The organism is Paraburkholderia sp. BL25I1N1, assembly GCF_003002025.1.
Taxonomy (GTDB): domain Bacteria; phylum Pseudomonadota; class Gammaproteobacteria; order Burkholderiales; family Burkholderiaceae; genus Paraburkholderia.
This window is the reverse complement of sequence record NZ_PVZB01000018.1, coordinates 114729-134799: the sequence shown is the minus strand read 5'-3', so window position 1 is coordinate 134799 and position 20071 is coordinate 114729. Positions and strand designations below refer to the sequence as shown.

Genomic DNA, 20071 nt, shown 5'->3' with positions numbered 1-20071 from the left:
TCGTATCTGCACACCGCCATCGTCGTCCTGCGGGACTTCAGCCGAGCAGCACCTTCGCGTGATGCGCGAGATGATCCTCGATGAACGTCGAGATGAAGTAATAGCCGTGGTCGTAGCCCGCGTGACGGCGTAGCGTCAGCGGTTGACCTGCGGCCCGGCAAGCGGCTTCGAACACATCGGGATTCAGTTGCTCCGCGAGGAACTGATCCGCGAGTCCCTGATCGACCAGAATGCCCGCCGCGAACTTGCGCGACGCATGCGCAACGAGTTCGCTCGCGTCGTACTGCTTCCACGCTTTGCGGTCGTCGCCCAGATAGCCGCTGAACGCTTTCTCGCCCCACGGGCAACGCGTCGGCGCGGCAATCGGCGCGAACGCCGACACCGACCGATAGATCTCCGGATTGCGCAACGCGAGCATCAACGCGCCGTGACCGCCCATCGAGTGCCCGAAGATGCCCAGACGCGCGCCGTCCACCGGCAGATTCGCGAGCACCGTTTCGCGCAGCTCGTCCCGCACGTACGAATACATCCGGTAGTGCTGCGCCCACGGCTGCTGTGTGGCGTCAACGTAAAAGCCCGCGCCTACGCCGAAGTCCCACGCCGCGCTTTCGCCCGGCACACCCGCGCCGCGCGGACTGGTATCCGGCGCGATCAGCGCAATGCCGTGCTGCGCGGCGAAACGCTGCGCGCCGGCTTTGACCGGAAACGTTTCTTCGGTGCACGTGAGACCCGCGAGATAGAACAGCGCGGGCACGTTCGCACTGGCCTGCAAAGCTTGCGGCGGCAGATAGACGGAGAAGCGCATCGGCAGACCGATGGTCTGCGAGTCGTGCCGATAGATGCGCTGCTCGCCGCCATGACAGACATGCGACGACAAGAGTTCAAGCATGGCGAGGCTTCCGGATTAGTACAGCACGACCGAGCGGATCGACTCGCCCTTCTTCATCAGATCGAAGCCCTCGTTGATGCGCTCGAGCGGCAGACGGTGCGTGATCAGATCGTCGATATTGATCTTGCCTTCCATGTACCAGTCGACGATCTTCGGCACGTCGGTGCGGCCGCGCGCACCGCCGAACGCCGAGCCTTTCCACTCGCGGCCCGTCACCAGCTGGAACGGACGCGTGCTGATTTCCTCGCCCGCCGCCGCCACGCCGATGATGAACGACTGTCCCCAGCCCTTATGCGTGCATTCGAGCGCCTGACGCATCACCTTCGTGTTGCCGATGCATTCGAACGAGTAGTCCGCGCCGCCGTCGGTGAGTTGCACGATGTGATCCACCACGTTCTCAACCTCGTTCGGGTTGATGAAGTGTGTCATGCCGAATTTCTTCGCCAGTTCGACACGGCCCGGGTTGATGTCCACACCGATGATCTTGTCCGCGCCGACCATCTTCGCGCCCTGGATCACATTCAGCCCGATGCCGCCGAGGCCGAACACCACGACATTCGCGCCCGCCTCGACCTTCGCCGAATAGACCACCGCACCGACGCCCGTCGTCACACCGCAACCGATGTAGCAGATCTTGTCGAACGGCGCGTCTTCACGCACTTTCGCCACCGCGATTTCCGGCACGACGATGTAGTTCGAAAACGTGGACGTGCCCATGTAGTGAAACAGCGGCTTGCCGTCGAGCGAGAAGCGCGAGGTCGCATCGGGCATCAAACCTTTGCCTTGCGTCGAACGGATGGCCTGACAAAGATTGGTCTTGCGCGACAGACAGAATTTGCACTGGCGGCATTCCGGCGTATAGAGCGGAATGACGTGATCGCCCTTCTTCAGCGTGCCGACGCCGGGACCGGTATCGACAATGACGCCCGCGCCCTCGTGCCCGAGAATCGCGGGGAAGATGCCTTCCGGGTCCGCGCCGGAGAGCGTGTAGTAATCGGTATGGCAAATGCCCGTGGCCTTCACTTCGATCAGGACTTCACCGGCGCGCGGCCCTTCCAGATCGACTTCCTCGATCGTCAACGGCGCCCCGGCCTTCCATGCGATTGCTGCTTTGGTCTTCATCGTGAATGCTCCTGTGTGTCTGTCAAGTCAAGGCGCGTCGCGGCGGACTGCGTTGCGGCGCGCATGTGTTGCGATCCGGTGCTGCGGCTGATCCGTGCGCCTCATGCGGGCACGTCGTCATTGGCATTCGGCGCACTGCGCCGACTCATACATTAGCGCGCGAAAAACGACATGGTATTGCAAAGCGCGTCACGGCATTGTCTGAACCTGACATGACATTCGCTCATTGCGACGGCGTGTTCGCGAACCATGTTTCGACTCGTCCGTAGAGATCGAGAAAGCGCTCGTAGCGCTCGGCAAGCGCCGTGTCGCCTTGCGGACCTGCAACGCGCATCGCGCCGGGCGCGAGCGCGGCCAGATCGCGCGCGTGCCAATGCCCGCTCGCGAGGCCACCGAGAATCGCCGCGCCACGCGGCGCCGCATTCGGACAATCGACCGCGTGCAGTTCGACATTCAGCGCATCGGCGAGCAACTGGCGCCAGCGGGTGTCGACGGAACCGCCGCCCGCCAGTTTCAACGCCGTCACCGACGCGCCGCTCGCGCGAATCGCGTCGAGTCCGGCACGCAGCGAGAACGCGACGCCTTCGAACGCGGCGCGCATCATCGTGCCGCGCGTGTGATCGAGCGCGAGGCCGAGCCAGCCGCCGCGCGCCATCGGATTGAGCCAGGGCGTGCGTTCGCCTGTGAGGTACGGCAGGAACGTGAGGCCGGATGCTGCCGCTGTGTTCGCGTTGGATGCGTCGGTCGCGTTGGATGCGCCGACTGCGCTAGTCGCGTCACCGAACGCGTCCCGATACGCATCGGCCCACTCATACGACAGCCATCCGCGCGCGCGTTCGAGCGCGATGCCGACGTTCTGCATCGCCGCCATCCGATACCAGTGATCGCTCGCCGCGCGATAACGATGCAAGCCCTTGACCGCCGCGGGTGCGTGCTCGGCTAGCACCACGATCTGTCCGCCGGTGCCGGTGGTCAGCAATGCGTCGCCGTCGTGCGCCAATCCGCTGCCGAGCGCGGCGCAAGGCGTATCGGCCGCGCCGGTCGCGAGCACGATGCCGGCGCGCAACCCCAACGCCCGCGCCGCGCTCTCCGATAACACACCACCGGCCGCATAGGACGGCGCCAGCGGCGCGAACCACTCGCGCGGGATCTCGAGTCGATCGAGCAGCGCCGCGTCCCACACGCCGGCGGGATCGGCGAGCGCGGTCGCGCAGGCGTCGGAGGGATCGGTCGCCACCGCGCCGCCCAATGCGACGCGCAGCCAGTCTTTCGGTTGCAGCGCCCAGCGCGTGCGGCTCGCGGACTGCGGTTCGTGCAACACGATCCAGCGCAGCAGCGGACCGGCCATGCCCGGCGCAACCGGATTCGGCTGCGGCTCGGGCCACGCGTCGAGCAAGGCCAGCGCGCGCGTGTCGGGCCACAGCATGGCGGGCCGCACGGCCTCGCCCGCTGCGTCGATCAACACGACGCCGTGCATCTGTCCGGAAAAACCGATGGCTCGCATATCGCGGCGCAATCCGTCGGGCAAACGCGCGGCGGCTTCGCATAGCGCGCGCCACCAAGTTTGCACCGATGTCTCCGCCCACCCCGCCTGCGGCGTTTCGATGGGGTAAGCGACGCTCGCCACCGCCTGCTCGCGACCGTTTTCGTCGACGATTGCTACTTTGAGGGAACCGGTGCCGAGGTCGATGCCGAGAAAACTCATGGGCGATAGAAGGTCAAGTTGAGGGAGGAGATGAGCACGCGAAAGCTGCCCGAAACGCCTATTTTTGCGCGCCGGCAAGGCGCTTGAGAAACCTGCCCAAACACACGCCGAAAATCGCGAATCGCGGGTTAACCCGCCCGCGCCGCGAGCCACATCGAAACAGGACTATGCGGTGAGCGAGATACACCTCATTGATTCTCACACATATCGCGTCAATCCGGACTCGCGCGACGCACAGCGCCGCATCGCCACTGCAAGGGGCTGACCGCCGATAGACCAGGTCCGCGCATTTCTTTTGGCTTTCAAACAGCCCCTACGCATATCGTCACCGGGAATGCGGGAATAGGCCCCACTGGTCTTGTTGTGCTTTTTAGTCCCCGATACCTTGGAGTCATCCCAAAAACTCAGATGGTGGAGACAGACAATATGCAATCGAACACGGTTCACCCGTGCGACGAACGACTGCCCGCAGGCCAGTTGCTCACGCTCGGCATCCAGCACGTTCTGGTGATGTATGCCGGTGCGGTCGCAGTACCGCTGATCATCGGCGCTGCGCTCAAATTGCCGAAAGACCAGATCGCGTTCCTGATCAGCGCCGATCTGTTTTCCTGCGGCATCGCCACGCTGATCCAGACGCTCGGTCTGTGGATTTTCGGCATCCGTCTGCCGGTCATCATGGGCTGCACGTTCGCGGCCGTCGGTCCGATGGTCGCGATCGGCACCAATCCCTCGCTCGGCATTCTCGACATCTTCGGCTCCACGATTGCGGCCGGTGTGGTCGGGATCCTGCTCGCGCCCGCGGTCGGCAAATTGCTGCGCTTCTTCCCGCCGGTCGTGATCGGCGTGGTGATTTCGGTGATCGGTTTGTCGCTGATGGAAGTCGGCATCAACTGGGCGGCCGGCGGTGTGGGCAATCCGGATTACGGCAATCCGATCTATCTCGGCCTCTCGCTGACCGTGCTGATGCTGATTCTGCTGATCAACAAATTCGCCAAGGGTTTCCTTGCCAATATCTCGGTGCTGCTCGGCATTGTCGCCGGCTTTGTGATCGCGCTGGCCATCGGCCGCGTCAACATGGAAGGCGTCACGCACGCGCCGTGGGTCGGCTTCGTCATGCCGTTCCACTTCGGCCTGCCGCACTTCGATCCGCTGTCGATCGCGACGATGGTCACCGTGATGTTCGTCACCTTCATCGAATCGACCGGCATGTTCCTCGCGGTCGGCGACATGGTGGATCGTCCGGTCGATCAGAAGACGCTGGTGCGCGGCTTGCGCGTCGACGGCCTGGGCACGTTGATCGGCGGTATCTTCAACTCGTTCCCGCACACCTCGTTCTCCCAGAACGTCGGCCTGATCGGCGTGACCGGCGTGAAGAGCCGCTTTGTCTGCGCGATGGGCGGCGTGATCCTCGTGCTGCTGGGCCTGTTCCCGAAGATGGCGCAAGTGGTCGCGTCGGTGCCGGCTTTCGTGCTCGGCGGCGCGGGCATCGTGATGTTCGGCATGGTCGCGGCGAACGGCATCAAGGTGCTGTCGAAGGTCGACTTCGTGAAGAACCATCACAACCTGTTCATCGTCGCGGTCAGTATCGGCCTGGGTCTCGTGCCGGTGGTGTCGCCGCACTTCTTCTCGAAGCTGCCGCCGGCGCTCTCGCCGCTGCTGCATAGCGGAATTCTGCTGGCTTCGGTGTCGGCGGTCGTGCTGAATCTGATCTTCAACGGCGTAAAGAGCGAGAAAAAGGCGCAGTGCGAAATTCGCAGCGCCGGGCATGATTTCGACGGACGCGGCGGCAACGAACCGCGCGGCGATGACATGCTGCGCGCGGCGGACGTGCACTGAACGGCGCGCAACACTCGAGCGCTTGTGCGAACGAGAGATCGCGCAAGCGCTGCGGATAAAAAAACGCCACGGCATGCCGTGGCGTTTTTTTCATGGCGGGCTGCGCGAGGCGGTTTCTGCTGAAACTGAAACCGCTCTACGCGCCTGGGACAACGAGCAATTCTAGCCCGCCGTGGCCCCCGAAGCCGCCACCGGCGCGCTCGCCGCACCGTAGTCGACCGGTGCATCGGCCGGACGCGGCTGCTCGCCGTTGTGTTCGATCCAGCCGCCGCCGAGCACCTGATACAACGTCACGAGGTTCTGCAGACGTTGCATGCGGGCGGTGACCAGCAACTGCTGCGACGAATACAGATCGGTCTGCGCGGTCAGCACCGTCAGATAGCTGTCGACACCATTCGTATAACGCAGGTTCGACAGATCCAGCCGGCGCTGTTCGGCAAAGGTATTGCGCTCCAATGCCTGGATCTGCTGATCGTACGTGCCACGCGCCGCCAGGGCGTCGGCCACATCGCGGAAGGCCGACTGGATCGCTTTTTCATACGTGGCGATCTGGACTTTCTTCTGGATGTTCGCGAGATCGAGGTTGGCGAGATTCTGTCCGCCCTCGAAGATCGGCAACGTGATCGACGGCGCGAAGCTCCACGCCGCCGAACCCGGCTTGAACAGACCGCCGAGCGACGGGCTGAGCGTACCGAAGCTGCCGGTCAGCGAGACCTTCGGGAAGAACGCCGCGCGCGCCGCGCCGATGTTCGCATTGGCGGCCAGCAGATTCTCTTCGGCCTCCATGATGTCCGGACGACGCGTCAGCAGATCCGACGGCAGACCCGCCGGAATATCCGTGAGGAGATTCTGGTTGTCTAGCGTCATGCCCGGCGGCAGATCGTCCGGCAACGGCTCGCCGATCAACAGCACGAGCGCGTTATCCGCTTGCGCCCGCAGACGCAGCTGCTGCTGCAGGTTGGCCTGAGCCTGCTCGACCACGGTTTGCGATTGACGCAGATCCAGCTCCGAACCGGTGCCGTTGTCGAACTGCAACTTGGCGATCCGATACGATTCCTGCGAGGTCTTCAGCGTGTTCTGCGTGACTTTCAACAGGTCGTCGAGCTCGAGCACGGTCATGTACTGGGTCGCCACCTGCGAGACCAGCGAGATTTCCGCCGCCTTGCGCGCCTGAGCCGTGGCCAGGTATTGCGCCAACGCCTGGTCCTTCAGGCTCTGAATCCGCCCGAAGAAGTCGATTTCCCACGACGCGTTCAAGCCGACCGAATACGTGTTGGTAATCGTCTGCCCCGAGAACGACAGATCCTTCGGCGTGCGTTGCTTGCTTTGCGAAGCCGCGGCGTCGAGCGTGGGGAACAGCCCGGCGCGAACGATCCGGTACTGCGCCGCCGAGGCCTGCATGTTAAGCACCGACACGCGCAGGTCGCGGTTGTTCTTCAGCGCGATCTCGATCAACCGCTGCATGCGCGGATCGACGAAGAAATCGCGCCAGCCGATATCCGCCGCGGCCAGGCCGTTGGCGCTGCGCGCAGCATTTGTCGCGCCGGGCGGTTGCTTGCCCGCCTGGGTCGCGTCTGTCTGGCTCGCGCCCGGCTGGGTCGCGCCCGGTTGCGTGTCGTACACGCCGCCGGTCGGGAAGGTGCTCGTCGTGGGCGGAGCCGGACGCTCGTACTTCGGCGCCATCGTGCACCCCGCGGCGAACAGCGCGACCGCCACTGCAATCAGAGAGTGTTTTTGCATCTCAATGTCCGTCCTTGCCCGAGCCTTGATCCGTCGACCCGGCCGAAGCGCCGCCCTGGCCGTCATGCGGATGGTGCTGGTTGTAGTGTGCGAGCGCCTCATCCGGGTCTTCCTTCTCACCGCCGAATTTCGCGCGGATCACGACGAAGAACATCGGGATCATGAAAATCGCGAGGAAGGTCGCCGTCAACATCCCGCCGATCACGCCGGTACCGATCGCGTGCTGGCTCGCCGAACCCGCGCCGTTACTGATCGCGAGCGGCATCACGCCGAGAATGAACGCGAGCGAGGTCATCAGAATCGGACGCAACCGCAGACGCGCTGCTTCCAGCGCGGCCTCGATCGGCCCCATGCCCTCACCCTGCTGCAGCTCGCGGGCGAATTCCACGATCAGAATCGCGTTCTTCGCCGACAGACCCACCGTGGTCAACAGACCCACCTGGAAGAACACGTCGTTCTCGAGTCCACGCAGCGTAGCGGCCAGCAGTGCGCCGATCACGCCGAGCGGCACCACCATGATCACCGAGAACGGAATCGACCAGCTTTCATACAGTGCCGCGAGACACAGGAACACGACGAGGATCGAGATGCCGTACAGAATCGGCGCCTGCGAACCGGACTGGCGTTCCTGCAACGACAGGCCCGTCCACTCGTAGCCCACGCCGGCCGGCAGCTTCGCCACGAGCGCTTCCATGGCTGTCATGGCCTGACCGGTCGACTTGCCCGGTGCCGCCGCGCCCTGGATTTCCACCGCGGAAATACCGTTGTAGCGCTCCAGCTTCGGCGAACCGTAGGTCCACGAGCCGCTCGCGAACGACGAGAACGGCACCATGCCACCCGCGGTGTTACGCACGTACCAGGCGTTCAGGTCTTCCGGCGTCATGCGGAACGGCGCATCGCCTTGCAGATACACCTTCTTGATCCGGCCGTCGGTATCGAGGAAGTTGTTCACGTACTGCGACGCCCACGCGATCGAGAACGTCTGGTCGATCGCGGACAGCGACACACCAAGCGCCGAAGCTTTCTCGTGGTCGATATCCACCTTGAACTGCGGCGTGTCGTTCAGGCCGTTCGGACGCACCTGAGCCAGCGTCGGATCTTTCGCCGCCATGCCCAGCAACATATTGCGTGCTTCCATCAGCTTTGCGTGACCGACGCCGGCGCGATCCTGCAATTCGAAGTCGAAGCCCGCAGCCGTGCCGAGTTCAGGAATCGACGGCGGATTCACCGGATACACCAGCGCGTTCTTGTAGCTGCCGAAGTGCATGAAGAGACGGCCCACCAGCGCCTGCACCTTCTGATCGCTATGCTGACGTTGCGAGTAATCCTTCATCCGCACGAACACGAGACCCGCATTCTGGCCGCGACCGGCGAAGCTGAAGCCGTTCACGGTAAAGGTCGATTCGACAATGCTCTTCTCGGTGTTGAGCAGATAGTCGGACACGTCCTTCAACGCGCGCGCCGTGGTTTCCTGCGTCGAGCCCGACGGCGTTTGCACCAGCACGAACATCGTGCCCTGGTCTTCGTCAGGCAGGAACGACTTGGGCAACTTCACGAACAGCAGGCCGACCGCGAAAATCACCACCATATAGATGATCAGCCAACGGCCCGAGCGCTTGATCACGTGGTGCACGCCCGAGTGATACTTGTCGCGGCTCCTGTTGAAGGTGCGGTTGAACCAGCCGAAGAAACCAGTGGTTTTTTCCTGGTGCCCCGGTTCAACCGGCTTGAGAATCGTCGCGCACAATGCCGGCGTCAGAATCAACGCGACCAGCACGGACAGCACCATGGCCGCCACGATCGTCAGCGAGAACTGCCGGTAAATTGCGCCGACCGAACCGCCCGAGAACGCCACCGGCACGAACACCGCCGAGAGCACGAGCGCCACGCCGACCAGCGCGCCGGTAATCTGATCCATCGCCTTGCGGGTTGCGTCGCGAGGCGATAAACCCTCCTCCTGCATCACCCGCTCGACGTTTTCCACCACCACGATCGCATCGTCCACCAGCAAGCCGATCGCCAGCACGAGCCCGAACATGGACAGCGTGTTGATCGAGAAGCCCACCAGACCCATGATCGCGAACGTGCCCAGCAGCACCACCGGCACAGCGATCGTCGGGATCAGCGTGGCGCGCAGGTTTTGCAGGAACAGGTACATGACCAGGAACACCAGCACGATACCTTCGAGCAGCGTCTTGACCACTTCTTCGATCGACAGACGCACGAACGGCGTGGTGTCGTACGGGTACTGCACCACCAGACCGTGCGGGAAGTACTTCGACAGTTCGGCGACCTTCGCGCGCACCGCCTTCGCGGTAGCCAGCGCATTCGCGCCGGTAGCGAGCTGAATACCGAAGCCCGCCGTGGGCTGGCCGTTGTACTTGGTGTCGAAGTTGTAGTTTTCGCCGCCGAGTTCGATACGGGCCACGTCCTTGATGCGAACGCGCGAGCCGTCCTGGTTCACCTTCAGCAGCACGTTGCCGAACTGTTCAGGCGTATTGAGCAGCGTGGCTTCCGTGATAGTGGCCTGCAGCACCTGACCCGGCACGGAAGGCGTGCCGCCGAGCGAACCGCCCGCGACCTGCACGTTCTGCGCTTGCAACGCGGTTTCCACATCCACCGGCGTGAGGCCGAAGTTGGTCAGCTTGTTCGCGTCCAGCCAGATCCGCATGGCGTACTGCGAACCGAACAGCGTCACCGTACCCACGCCGTCGATACGGCTCACCGGATCCTGAATGTTCGACGCGACGTAGTTCGCCAGGTCGTACTTGTTCATGCTGCCGTCTTCGGACACGAAGGCCATCACCAGCAAGAAGCTGCTGCTCGACTTCGTGACCTTGGTGCCCAACTGCTGCACGGCTTGCGGCAACAGCGGCGTGGCGAGCTGCAGCTTGTTCTGCACCTGCACCTGCGCGATGTCAGGATTGGTGCCGGCCGCGAACGTCAGCGTGATGGTTGCCGTACCCGAGTCGTCCGACGTGGACGACAGATACAGCAAATGGTCGAGACCACTCATCTGCTGCTCGATCACCTGCGTGACGGTGTTTTCCACCGTCTTCGCCGATGCGCCCGGGTACGTTGCGCTGATCTGCACGGCCGGCGGCGCGATGGTCGGGTACTGCGCGATCGGCAATGTGAACACCGACGCGATGCCCGCGAGCATCAGAATAATGGCGATCACCCATGCAAAAATCGGGCGATCAATGAAGAACTTTGCCATGAGGCGGGCTCCCTGTTATTACGCGCCCGATGCAGCGGAGGCAGGTTGTGCCGTCTGCGCAGCACCGCTGGCGGCCGGCGCGCTTTGAGCAGCAGCGCCGGAAGCGGGTGTGGCGGGAAGTTGCGCGGCGACGGTCTTGACCTGCATGCCGGGTTTCGCCTTGTCGGTGCCCTGCACGATGACGCGGTCGCCCGGATTCAGGCCGCTTTCGACCACCCAGTTCGAACCGTACGTGCCCGAGGTGACCAGCTGACGCAACACCACCTTGTTGTCGTTACCGACGACCAGCGCGGTCGGCTGCCCCTTCTGGTCGTGCGTGATGCCGACTTGCGGCACCACGAGCGCGCTTTCGTTGACGCCTTCTTCGATGCGCGCGCGCACGAACATGCCTGGCAGCAGCACCTTGTCGGTATTCTTGAAGATCGCGCGCACGGTGACCGAACCGGTGCCCTGGTCGACCGTCACGTCGGTGAACTGCAGCTTGCCCTTCTCCGAATAGGTGCGACCGTCTTCGAGAATCAGCGAGACCTTGGCGGCGTCCGGCCCGGTCGTCTTCAGACGTCCTTCCTGCATGTCGCGGCGCAGCTTCAGCCCGTCGAGGCTCGATTGCGTCAGGTCCACATAGACCGGATCCAGTGTCTGCACGGTGGCCATCAAGGTGGCGGCGCTCGCCTGCACGTAGGCGCCCGGCGTGACCTGCGAAATGCCGACCTGGCCGCTCACCGGCGAAACCACATCCGTATAGCCGAGGTTGATCTGCGCCGTGTCCACTGCCGCCTTGCCCGCGGCGACGTCGGCCACAGCCTGCCCTTGCGAGGCGACGGCGTTGTCGTAGTCCTGCTTGCTGACCGCATTGGCCGCCACCAGCACCTTGTAACGGTTCGCTTGCGCAGTGACCGACACGAGGTTGGCCTGCGCCTTCGCCAGGCTCGCCTTGGCGTTATTCAGCGTGGCGATGTACGGCGCCGGATCGATCTTGTACAGGCGTTGTCCCGCTTTGACCTGACTGCCTTCCGTGAACTCGCGGCGCAGCACGATGCCGTCGACCCGCGCGCGCACTTGCGCCACGAGGAAGGCACTGGTGCGGCCGGGCAATTCGGTGACGACGGGCACGGCCGTCGGCTGAACAGTGACGACGCCGACTTCCGGCGTTTGTTGCGGCGGGGCAGATTGTTTTGGTCCGCACGCTGCCAGCAATACGGCAGCCGTCGCGGCACTGATTAAGCGGAATGGAACCCGTTCGACGCGCATGGAGCGACCTCTGTCAAAGACTGAGAATGAAAAAGTGCGCGCATCCCTACCCCGGGGACGACAGCGCACACATGCGTCTTGCGACGCTTGACCGGACACCCGCGGACGCACACCGAACCTGCAGGGCACCCTGAGTGAAATGCGCCATACCGGGGAAATGCCGCACGGCGCCGCCCGTCCGGGCACGGCGCGAAGAGCGTTTGAAAGGCAACAGTGACGGATATTAACGTTTCGTCACGGCTTGGGCTATCCGATCGTGGGATGCTATTATATATACATTCACGAATGCATGTAAAAGTGCGTTTATATCTCTTGCTGGCTGGGGACTTGCAAGATTGCTTCGCAATTCGGTCAACGGTAGACGGATTGTCATCGGGCGTACTTAAAAACGCCCGGGAAAACCCCACAATCAGGGCAGGTCATTCCAACATGGTCAGAAGAACCAAAGAAGAGGCGCAGGAGACGCGCAACAGTATTCTCGACGCGGCCGAACGGGTTTTCTTCGAGAAAGGCGTATCGCGCACGTCGCTTGCCGATATCGCGCAGGCCGCCGGCGTCACACGCGGTGCCATCTATTGGCACTTCGCACATAAGAGCGATCTGTTCACGGAAATGTTCGACCGCGTGCTGCTGCCGCTGGACGAACTCAAGGCCGCCTCGCAAGATCCCAACGAACCCGATCCGCTCGGACGTCTGATGGAAATCTGCACAGTCTGTCTGCGCGACACCGCCAACGACCCGCGTCGCCGGCGCGTGTTCGACATCCTGTTTCTGAAATGCGAGCTGGTCGAGGAAATGGGTCCGGTGATGGTCCGCTATCAGACCAACATGCGCGAAGGACTTCAGAAAATCCAGGGCGGTCTGCGCAATGCCATCTCCAAAGGGCAACTGCCCGCGGATCTGGACACGAAGCTGGCGGCGGCGATGGTGCATGCGTTCGTCAGCGGTTCGCTGCGCGACATGCTGTTTTTGCCCGACGCCACGGATTTCGGCGCCCATGCCGTGCAGATGGTCGAAGGCATGTTCGACGCACTGAAGCTGAGCCCGGCTCTGCGTAATGGGCATGCGCAGCGGAGCGGCGGCGGTTAGTCGATCGCCTGACGGAAGCGGCGGACGAAAAAAGGCGGACGGGTGAGCAACCCGCCGCCTTTGTTTTCATGCACAGCATGCGTGATGCCGCATCCGCCGCTTTGTTCTACCCGGCCGAACCGCATTCTATATAGCAGCGCTCGACGCGATCTCTACGCCGCGGTCCGCGTGGCCCTTGCCTTCTGATTCGACGCATAGATATTGTCCCGCTCCAAAGGCGTCCCGCTCCGCACCGCCGCGATCCACTCGTCCGTGCTCGCCACCGCCGCGAAACGCGACTGCAGCACCACGCTGAACACCCGATGGATGTCCTGCGCGCTGGCGAAACCCGCGCTGTTCTGACACGGCACAGAACCCGTCGCGTCATGCAGGAACTCGACGGTCAGCCCCGAGTGAACCGCGTGATTGATGGTCGACGCGTCGCAGTTGTGCGTCATGTAGCCGACAACCGTCAGCGTGTCGATCTGGCGCGCGGCGAGCCAGTCGGCCAGGTCGGTGCCGGTAAAAGCGCTCGGCAGCGACTTTTCGACGTAGTGATCGCGAGCCCGCTCGCCCACCACCGGATGCAGCTCCGCGCCGCTGCTGCCACGCGCGAATAGCGGCGAGCTGGCCGGCGCGAAGTTTTGCACGACCACCACCGGCACGCCGGCGGCCCGGGCCGCATCCATCGCGCGGCCGATATGGGCGAGCGAGCTTTGCACGTCCGGATATTCGATCGGCAGATCGCCGGTCACGTATTCGTTCTGCACATCGATAACGATCAGCGCACGGCGCGGTGTGGTCATGGCAAGACTCCTTGGTCTGTAAAGGGGCGGCGCGGGCGGGTCCAGTCTGGACTCGGAACGAGCTGCGGGGATGACTGCATTGTTCCCTCACGGCCAATTTCCCGACAGCGACCCGAATGACAAGATTCGCTAGAATCGGGCCATCGTCGGAATTCATGAGATGACTGATGGCCACGCCCGCTTCTACCTCCGTTTCCTCTCTCACGACTCGCGGCGAACCGCTCCGTCACATCGTCGCGGTGGTCGCGTTCGATCGCATTAGTCCGTTCCATCTTTCGGTGCCGTGCGTGGTGTTCGGCGAAGACCGCAGTGGCGGCGGCGTGCCGGAGTTCGACTTCCGCGTCTGCGCCGCCGAAACGGGCGCGCTGACCACCACCGCCGGCTTTTCGATCGCCGTCACGCATGGACTGGAAGCGCTCGCCGACGCCGACACGATCATCGTGCCAAGCTGGCGCGACCCGGCCGAAACACCGCCCGCGGCGCTGCTCGACGCACTCCGCGCCGCCCACGCGCGCGGCGCGCAACTGGTCGGGCTTTGCCTGGGCGCTTTCGTGCTGGCAGCCGCCGGCATCCTCGACGACCGTCCGGCGTCGACGCACTGGGCGTGGGCCGACGACTTCGCGCGACGCTACCCGCGCGTGCGCCTCGACCCGAACGTGCTCTATGTCGACGACGGCAATGTGCTGACCTCGGCCGGCACGGCGGCGGGCCTCGACTGCTGTTTGCATGTGATGCGCAAACTGTGCGGCACTGCAGTGGCCAATCACGTCGCGCGCCGGCTGGTGGTGCCCCCGCATCGGCAAGGGGGCCAGGCGCAATACGTTCAGCAGCCGATGCCGCCGAATGTGCGCGGCGACCGGCTGTCGGATCTGCTCGACTGGGTGAGCGGCAATCTGACGTTGCCGCATACGCTCGACACGCTGGCCGGGCGCGCGCTGATGAGCCGCCGCACCTTCACGCGACGCTTCCGGCTCGCCACGGGCACGACTGTCGGCGCGTGGCTGCTCGCGCAGCGGCTGGCTCGCGCGCAGCAATTGCTCAAAAGCACCGACGAGCCGGTGGAAGCGATCGCGGGAATCGCGGGCTTCGGTTCGGCCGCTTCGTTGCGGCAACATTTCGCGGAGGCGTTTCGCACATCGCCGTCGGCATGGCGAAGGGAGTTTCGTGGCGTGTGAGTGTGCACGCGCGAGCGCGGCGCTGCTCGGCTGACGACGTTTCGTAGCAGGTCACCGGAATTTCGTAGTCGCGTGGACACGACAGCGGCGCTGCCCGCCGCGCTTGCGCCGCCGCTACGACAGGCACCTGCCAGAATCAATGCTCGCTGATCCAGCGCGCGACATACAACAGCAGCGCGACCAGAAAAATCATCGCGGCCCAAGCCCAGTTCGGGACCGCGTGAGGACTCGGCTCGTGATGCGGAACCCCGTGCGACACACCATGCGCGGCTCCGTGCGACGCGCTGGCCGCGCGCCCAGGCAGCGCATTGCCGTGATCCGACCTTACTCGCCGCGCCATGCTGCCGAGCGTGATCGGCCGCAGAAACACATGCTGGCGGCGCACCGCCGAACCCCGGGCGCGATTCGGACCTTGCCCGTGCTTCGCGCGCACGACAGCATCGAACTCCGTAAAAAAGTCGTCGGCCAGTTGATGCAGCGCGTTTTCGAGTTGACGCGTCGGCAGTTCCGCGAGCGGGCCCGACGAGGTCGCCCAGATGGTGTAATCGATCCGCGTGCTGCGCTCCCTGTCGGCGGCGTGCGCGCTTTCGTCCGCGCGCAAGCGTACTTCGATCTGGCCGCGCAACGCGCCGATGCCCTCGGCCCGCGCTTTGAAATTGATGGTGCGGCGCTGCGCATCCGCCGGACCGGAGTCCTGGCCGGCCACGTGGGCACGCGCCTGATAGCGCGCGCGCAGCGGACCGAGCGGCACGGTCATGATCAGCTCGTACTCGCCGTGCGCGAGGCGGGTGAACGACTCGCAGTTGTCGAGGCTGGCGCGCAGTAGCGCGAGATCCTGCAACGCTTCCCAGACGTCGGACGGCGCAAGTGGAATCCGTAACGCGTCGTTCAGTTCCATGCCAGCCTCCCCGATGAACGCGCGACAGCGGGATCAGGACGTCTGATCGATGCGGTCGACGCGCGATGCGTAAAACGCGAGATACCCTTTGATCTTCATCGCCGATTCGAGCGGCGTTTCGTAACTCCACACGGCGTTCTCGATCAGGCCGTCTTCCGTGCGCAGATGGAAATACGACGCGTCGCCCTTGAACGGGCAGTGCGTGGTGTGCGTCGAGCGTTCGAGCCGGGCCATGTTCACGTCCGAGCGCGGGAAATAGAACACGTCCGCCAGACCGGTTTCCGACAATGTCAGTCCCGCCTGCGTATCGGCCATGGTGACGCCGCCGTGGATCATCCGCACCCGGTGGCTGTTGCCGGTGATCACGATGGTGTGCGCGCCTGCGCTCGCGTCCGGGCTCCCGTGAGATGTCAAGGCATCGCTCATGTCTCGGCTCCGTGATGATGTGCGGTCGTGCAAACAGTAAAGCCACGGGGGGTGCCCGTGGCTTCATTATCGGCCAAAGTCCGGCCGATTGCGCAACCTTCCTGCAGGCAGTGCGGCGCTAACCACACCGCCGCCCGGAACGGCGCCGGGCTTACTGCGCGTCTTACTGCGTGTTCCAGTAGAACGCGGCCTTCGCAGTCCCCTTGGCCGGGATCGTCACCGATTTGGACTGGTCGCGGTCCTTGTATTGAGCGTGCACCGTGTAGCGCCCCGGGCGCACTTTGACCAGCATATACGGCCCGCGCGACGTGGTGCTCAGCACCTCGCCGTTGTGCGCGTCGACCAGACGCACATGAACGTCGGCGAGAAAGTCGGAACCCGGGCCCGTAAAGCGCAGCGACAGCGGCCACTGGCTTTGCGCCTGTTGCAATGCCTTCGATTCGTCCAGACCGACGCCGCCCGACACGAACGAGACGTCGCCTTGCTGCTGGATTTGCGGCAGGCCGCCGCCATTGGCGTTGCCCGCGCTGGTTTGATCGGTGGTCGTGCCGCCGGTCGTATCGCTTGCCTGCTGTGCGTATGCGCCACCCGCCAGACCGAGCGTGAGCGCTGCGGCGACCGCGGCGGCTACGATCCTTCGCTGATTGCGTTGGGTTTTCATCGGTTCGCTCCTTGTTGAAGTCCTATGCCTGCTTCTCCGGTTTCCCGCGATGGGCCCGGATCAAGGCAGACGCAACCTGCGTGCCAAGCCGCCGGCCGCGTCATACGGAAACCGCCATGCGCCACGCCCGTTGGCGCACGGCGCCCTTCTTCGATGCAAAGGTCCAATAAAAATTGCCGGTCCGCCGGCAGTAAATGCAACGGACCGGCAAGCATTACTTCAACTCGCGGTGAGATTAGCCGCAGCGTCGGTCAAACTTCCAACCGGACGAGCGGCTATGCCGTCCGCTCTCGCGAGGAATCAGCCGAGATCCACCGGTACGAAGATCTGCGAGTTGTCGCGCTGGATCAGCAACGCGATGCTGTTGCCGGCGCCGGCGATTATCTGTTTCAGTTGATCGACGCTCGAAATGGGCCGGCCGTTGACCGCCAGAATCACGTCGCCCGGCTGAATGCCGGCGCTTTCCGCCGCGCCGCCCGATTGCTGCACGAGCAGACCGTGCGAAACCGACGCGCCGCTCTTCTCTTCCGGCGTCAGCGGCCGCACCGCCACACCGAGCCGGCCTTGCAACTGGGTCGGCTGATCGGCCTTGCCCGAAGCGACCTTCGCATCCGACAACGAGCCGATGGTCACTTTGAGGTCTTTGGTGGCCTTGTCGCGCCAGACCTGCACGGTTGCCGAACTGCCCGGCGCCAGACCCGCGACCTGCGCCGGCAGATCGGACGAGTCGCTGACCGGTTCGCCGTTTACCGACAGGATCACGTCGCCCGGCTGCAAGCCGGCCTTGGCCGCCGGGCCGCCCGGATCGACCGAGCTGACCAGCGCGCCCTGCGGCTTCTGCATGCCGAACGAATTGGCGAGCGTCTGGTCCATGCCCTGCACCGCCACGCCGAGACGGCCGCGGCTCACGTGGCCGGTCTTGACGATGTCGTCCTTGACCTTGATCGCCTCATTGATCGGGATGGCGAACGAAAGGCCCTGGAAGCCGCCCGTCTGCGAATAGATCATCGAGTTGATACCGATCACTTCGCCTTGCAGATTGAACAGCGGTCCGCCCGAGTTGCCTGGGTTCACCGGCACGTCGGTCTGAATGAACGGCGTGTAGTTTTCGTTCGGCAACGAGCGCGACTTCGCGCTGATGATGCCCGAGGTCACCGTGTTGTCGAAACCGTAAGGCGAGCCGATCGCGACGACCCACTGGCCGACCTTGCTCTGGCGCGGATCACCGATCTTCACGGTCGGCAGATTGCTCGCGTCGATCTTCAGCACGGCGACGTCGGACTGCTTGTCGGCGCCCACCACCTTGGCCTTGAACTCGCGCTTGTCGGTCAGCTTCACGGTGACGACGTTCGCGCCGTCCACCACGTGCGCGTTAGTCAGGATATAGCCGTCATTGCTGACGATGAATCCCGAGCCCAGGCTCGCGCTCGGCTGATCGGTCGCATCGCCGCCGTCGCCGCCGCCTTGCATGCCGGGCATGCCGCCGAAGAAATGCTTATAGAACTGGTAGAACGGATCACTCGGATCGATCGGCAACTGATTGCCGCCGCCGTTGCCCGGATTGCCGCGCAGCGCCGTCTGCTTGACGACGTGCTTCGCGCTGATGTTCACCACGGCCGGACCGTAGGTTTCGACAAGGCCCGAGAAGTCGGGAATGCCGGTTTTGGCGGCGGCTTCAGCGGGCATCATCGCGGCTTGCGCCGGCGAGATCACCTGCGGCGCGGGCACGTCGCGATGCCCCGCCACATAACCGGCGGAAAGCGCTACGGCGACGGCGATTGCAACAGCGCTGCGGGACAAGGTTTTCGCGTTCATCGTGTACTCCTGACTGGGAGAAAGAGACTTTGGATGTCTCGAAGCGTACGTGGCATCGCTTAAAAGAGTCTTAAGCAGCGACAGATCGCTTCCATCCAGCTATTTAGGCCTGTTTAAGCCCTCTTTAAGTCTCTTTACGAACAGAAAGCCTTGCCTTCAAAATCGCACGCTCACCTGCAAGCCGCCCGCCGGCGACTCGTCGAGCGATACGGCGGCATGATGCTGCACGGCGATGCGGCGCACGATCGCCAGACCGAGACCGGTGCCCGCCACGTCGGTACGGACGCGATTCGCGCCGGCGCCCGCGCGATAGAAACGATCGAACACGCGATCGCGTTCGGCCGGCTCGATCCCCGGCCCGCTGTCGGCGATCCGCACGACCGGGTGTCCCTCTTCGACATGCAGGCTGACGTCCACACGTCCGCCGCGTGGCGTGTACTTGGTTGCGTTATCCACGAGATTGTTGAACATCACGCGCAACGCGTCGGCATCGCCGATCACGGTGGCGGATTCGGTCGCCTCGATGCCGAGATCGACGCCGCGATCGAGCGCAAGCGGCGCGTAAGCCACCACGCACTCTTGCAGCAGCGCGCGCAGATCGATCGCGTCGGTGGCCGCGAGGCCGTCCGGTTCAGAACGCGCCAGCGCCAATAGCTGTTCCGCAAGACGCGTGGCGCGCGTCACGCCGGCTTGCAGATCGGCGAGCGCTTCGCTGCGTGCGCTATCGTCCTTCGCGCGCGCCACCAGCTGCGCCTGAATCTGCACGGCGGCGAGCGGCGTGCGCAATTCATGCGCGGCGTCGGCGACGAATGCTTTCTGAATATCAAGTGCAGTGGCGAGCCGTTCGAGCAGTCCGTTCAGCGCGCGCACGAGCGGCTGCACTTCGAGCGGCAAGCGCTGATCCGGCAAAGGATCGAGCGCTTCGGGATGACGCGCGTCGAGCGCGCTGGTCACGCGCCGCAATGGCCTGAGTCCGCGTCCGATAACCACCCACACCGCGAGCCCCAGCAACGGCAGCAGCACGATCAACGGCCACAGCGTACGCAGCGCGACATTCGCGGCGAGCCGGTTGCGCACGGAAATCGGCTGCGCCAGTTGCACGACGTTATCGCCGACGATCGCGCCATACACGCGCCACTCGCCGCGATCCGTGTGCTCGGTCGAAAACCCGAGTTCGGCGCGCGGCGCGAGCGGCGCACGCGGACGCGAGTAGTACATCAGCACGCCGTTGCGATTCCAGATCTGCAGCACGATGCCTTCGTCGCCGGTGTCGCGCGAACCGAGCACTTGCGAGAACGGTTCCGACGGCAGCGCCGCGGCGATCTGCTCCAGTTGATAATCGAAAAGTTCGTTGGCTTCGGCAAGCGCTTGCCGGTAAATCAGCCAACCCGCAATGCCGACGCCGAGCAACACCAGCGCCAGCAGCCAGACCAGCAATTGACGGCGAATCGAACGCATC

General features: G+C 64.0%; 15 protein-coding genes. 3 read left to right on the top strand and 12 right to left on the bottom strand.

All coding sequences use genetic code 11. The annotated features are described in order from the left end of the window. Positions 1 to 37: 37 nt before the first annotated feature. The 3 genes from fghA to B0G73_RS26070 all read right to left on the bottom strand — a co-directional run bounded on the left by fghA (position 38) and on the right by B0G73_RS26070 (position 3716). Complete coding sequence (fghA, locus tag B0G73_RS26080) at positions 38 to 889, bottom strand: S-formylglutathione hydrolase (protein WP_106284103.1); 852 nt, start codon at positions 887 to 889, stop codon at positions 38 to 40. Positions 890 to 904: 15 nt separating this feature from the next. Continuing rightward, positions 905 to 2011, bottom strand: coding sequence for an S-(hydroxymethyl)glutathione dehydrogenase/class III alcohol dehydrogenase (locus B0G73_RS26075; protein ID WP_020069206.1), 1107 nt, complete (start codon positions 2009 to 2011; stop codon positions 905 to 907). A 223-nt stretch (positions 2012 to 2234) separates the two neighbouring features. After that, positions 2235 to 3716 (bottom strand): xylulokinase, encoded by a 1482-nt coding sequence (locus B0G73_RS26070; protein ID WP_106284102.1) that lies wholly within the window; start codon positions 3714 to 3716, stop codon positions 2235 to 2237. A gap of 426 nt (positions 3717 to 4142) precedes the next feature. Between B0G73_RS26070 and B0G73_RS26060 the strand changes: the two genes are divergently transcribed. Next, positions 4143 to 5552 carry a nucleobase:cation symporter-2 family protein gene (locus B0G73_RS26060; protein ID WP_106284101.1) on the top strand — a complete coding sequence of 470 codons (1410 nt, stop codon included), beginning with the start codon at positions 4143 to 4145 and terminating at the stop codon, positions 5550 to 5552. Between the two features lie 162 nt (positions 5553 to 5714). Here B0G73_RS26060 and B0G73_RS26055 read toward each other — a convergent pair whose 3' ends face one another. From B0G73_RS26055 to B0G73_RS26045, 3 genes are read right to left on the bottom strand one after another with little or no spacing between them, the layout of a single operon-like run. Beyond that, positions 5715 to 7292 (bottom strand): efflux transporter outer membrane subunit, encoded by a 1578-nt coding sequence (locus tag B0G73_RS26055; RefSeq protein WP_106284100.1) that lies wholly within the window; start codon positions 7290 to 7292, stop codon positions 5715 to 5717. A gap of 1 nt (position 7293) precedes the next feature. Next, the gene (locus B0G73_RS26050) at positions 7294 to 10512 is read right to left on the bottom strand and encodes an efflux RND transporter permease subunit (protein ID WP_106284099.1); all 3219 of its coding nucleotides are present in this window, start codon (positions 10510 to 10512) and stop codon (positions 7294 to 7296) included. An 18-nt stretch (positions 10513 to 10530) separates the two neighbouring features. Beyond that, positions 10531 to 11763 carry an efflux RND transporter periplasmic adaptor subunit gene (locus tag B0G73_RS26045; protein WP_106284098.1) on the bottom strand — a complete coding sequence of 411 codons (1233 nt, stop codon included), beginning with the start codon at positions 11761 to 11763 and terminating at the stop codon, positions 10531 to 10533. A gap of 429 nt (positions 11764 to 12192) precedes the next feature. Here B0G73_RS26045 and B0G73_RS26040 point away from each other — a divergent pair, with 429 nt between their 5' ends. Beyond that, the gene (locus B0G73_RS26040) at positions 12193 to 12852 is read left to right on the top strand and encodes a TetR family transcriptional regulator (RefSeq protein WP_106284097.1); all 660 of its coding nucleotides are present in this window, start codon (positions 12193 to 12195) and stop codon (positions 12850 to 12852) included. A 152-nt stretch (positions 12853 to 13004) separates the two neighbouring features. On the opposite strand, the gene B0G73_RS26035 is transcribed toward B0G73_RS26040, so the two are convergent. After that, entirely contained in the window at positions 13005 to 13637 is a 633-nt protein-coding gene (locus B0G73_RS26035) for a cysteine hydrolase family protein (protein WP_106284096.1), read from the bottom strand. 167 nt (positions 13638 to 13804) lie between these two features. Between B0G73_RS26035 and B0G73_RS26030 the strand changes: the two genes are divergently transcribed. Next, on the top strand, positions 13805 to 14812 hold the full coding sequence (locus tag B0G73_RS26030) for a helix-turn-helix domain-containing protein (protein ID WP_106284095.1): 1008 nt from the start codon (positions 13805 to 13807) through the stop codon (positions 14810 to 14812). Positions 14813 to 14948: 136 nt separating this feature from the next. On the opposite strand, the gene B0G73_RS26025 is transcribed toward B0G73_RS26030, so the two are convergent. The 5 genes from B0G73_RS26025 to B0G73_RS26005 all read right to left on the bottom strand — a co-directional run bounded on the left by B0G73_RS26025 (position 14949) and on the right by B0G73_RS26005 (position 20070). Further along, positions 14949 to 15710, bottom strand: coding sequence for a CoxG family protein (locus B0G73_RS26025; protein WP_106284094.1), 762 nt, complete (start codon positions 15708 to 15710; stop codon positions 14949 to 14951). A 33-nt stretch (positions 15711 to 15743) separates the two neighbouring features. After that, positions 15744 to 16136, bottom strand: a complete 393-nt coding sequence (locus B0G73_RS26020; protein ID WP_106284093.1) for a DUF427 domain-containing protein — start codon at positions 16134 to 16136, stop codon at positions 15744 to 15746. A 163-nt stretch (positions 16137 to 16299) separates the two neighbouring features. Beyond that, positions 16300 to 16797 carry a carboxypeptidase-like regulatory domain-containing protein gene (locus B0G73_RS26015; protein ID WP_106284092.1) on the bottom strand — a complete coding sequence of 166 codons (498 nt, stop codon included), beginning with the start codon at positions 16795 to 16797 and terminating at the stop codon, positions 16300 to 16302. A 300-nt stretch (positions 16798 to 17097) separates the two neighbouring features. Continuing rightward, entirely contained in the window at positions 17098 to 18612 is a 1515-nt protein-coding gene (locus B0G73_RS26010; RefSeq protein WP_106284091.1) for a DegQ family serine endoprotease, read from the bottom strand. A 156-nt stretch (positions 18613 to 18768) separates the two neighbouring features. After that, positions 18769 to 20070 (bottom strand): ATP-binding protein, encoded by a 1302-nt coding sequence (locus tag B0G73_RS26005; RefSeq protein WP_106284090.1) that lies wholly within the window; start codon positions 20068 to 20070, stop codon positions 18769 to 18771. Between the last annotated feature and the right edge of the window lies 1 nt (position 20071).

Coding starts and splice junctions, on each gene's coding strand:
- fghA (WP_106284103.1), bottom strand. CDS start 889: ATGCTTGAACTCTTGTCGTCGCATGTCTGTCATGGCGGCGAGCAGCGC.
- B0G73_RS26075 (WP_020069206.1), bottom strand. CDS start 2,011: ATGAAGACCAAAGCAGCAATCGCATGGAAGGCCGGGGCGCCGTTGACG.
- B0G73_RS26070 (WP_106284102.1), bottom strand. CDS start 3,716: ATGAGTTTTCTCGGCATCGACCTCGGCACCGGTTCCCTCAAAGTAGCA.
- B0G73_RS26060 (WP_106284101.1), top strand. CDS start 4,143: ATGCAATCGAACACGGTTCACCCGTGCGACGAACGACTGCCCGCAGGC.
- B0G73_RS26055 (WP_106284100.1), bottom strand. CDS start 7,292: ATGCAAAAACACTCTCTGATTGCAGTGGCGGTCGCGCTGTTCGCCGCG.
- B0G73_RS26050 (WP_106284099.1), bottom strand. CDS start 10,512: ATGGCAAAGTTCTTCATTGATCGCCCGATTTTTGCATGGGTGATCGCC.
- B0G73_RS26045 (WP_106284098.1), bottom strand. CDS start 11,763: ATGCGCGTCGAACGGGTTCCATTCCGCTTAATCAGTGCCGCGACGGCT.
- B0G73_RS26040 (WP_106284097.1), top strand. CDS start 12,193: ATGGTCAGAAGAACCAAAGAAGAGGCGCAGGAGACGCGCAACAGTATT.
- B0G73_RS26035 (WP_106284096.1), bottom strand. CDS start 13,637: ATGACCACACCGCGCCGTGCGCTGATCGTTATCGATGTGCAGAACGAA.
- B0G73_RS26030 (WP_106284095.1), top strand. CDS start 13,805: ATGGCCACGCCCGCTTCTACCTCCGTTTCCTCTCTCACGACTCGCGGC.
- B0G73_RS26025 (WP_106284094.1), bottom strand. CDS start 15,710: ATGGAACTGAACGACGCGTTACGGATTCCACTTGCGCCGTCCGACGTC.
- B0G73_RS26020 (WP_106284093.1), bottom strand. CDS start 16,136: ATGAGCGATGCCTTGACATCTCACGGGAGCCCGGACGCGAGCGCAGGC.
- B0G73_RS26015 (WP_106284092.1), bottom strand. CDS start 16,797: ATGAAAACCCAACGCAATCAGCGAAGGATCGTAGCCGCCGCGGTCGCC.
- B0G73_RS26010 (WP_106284091.1), bottom strand. CDS start 18,612: ATGAACGCGAAAACCTTGTCCCGCAGCGCTGTTGCAATCGCCGTCGCC.
- B0G73_RS26005 (WP_106284090.1), bottom strand. CDS start 20,070: ATGCGTTCGATTCGCCGTCAATTGCTGGTCTGGCTGCTGGCGCTGGTG.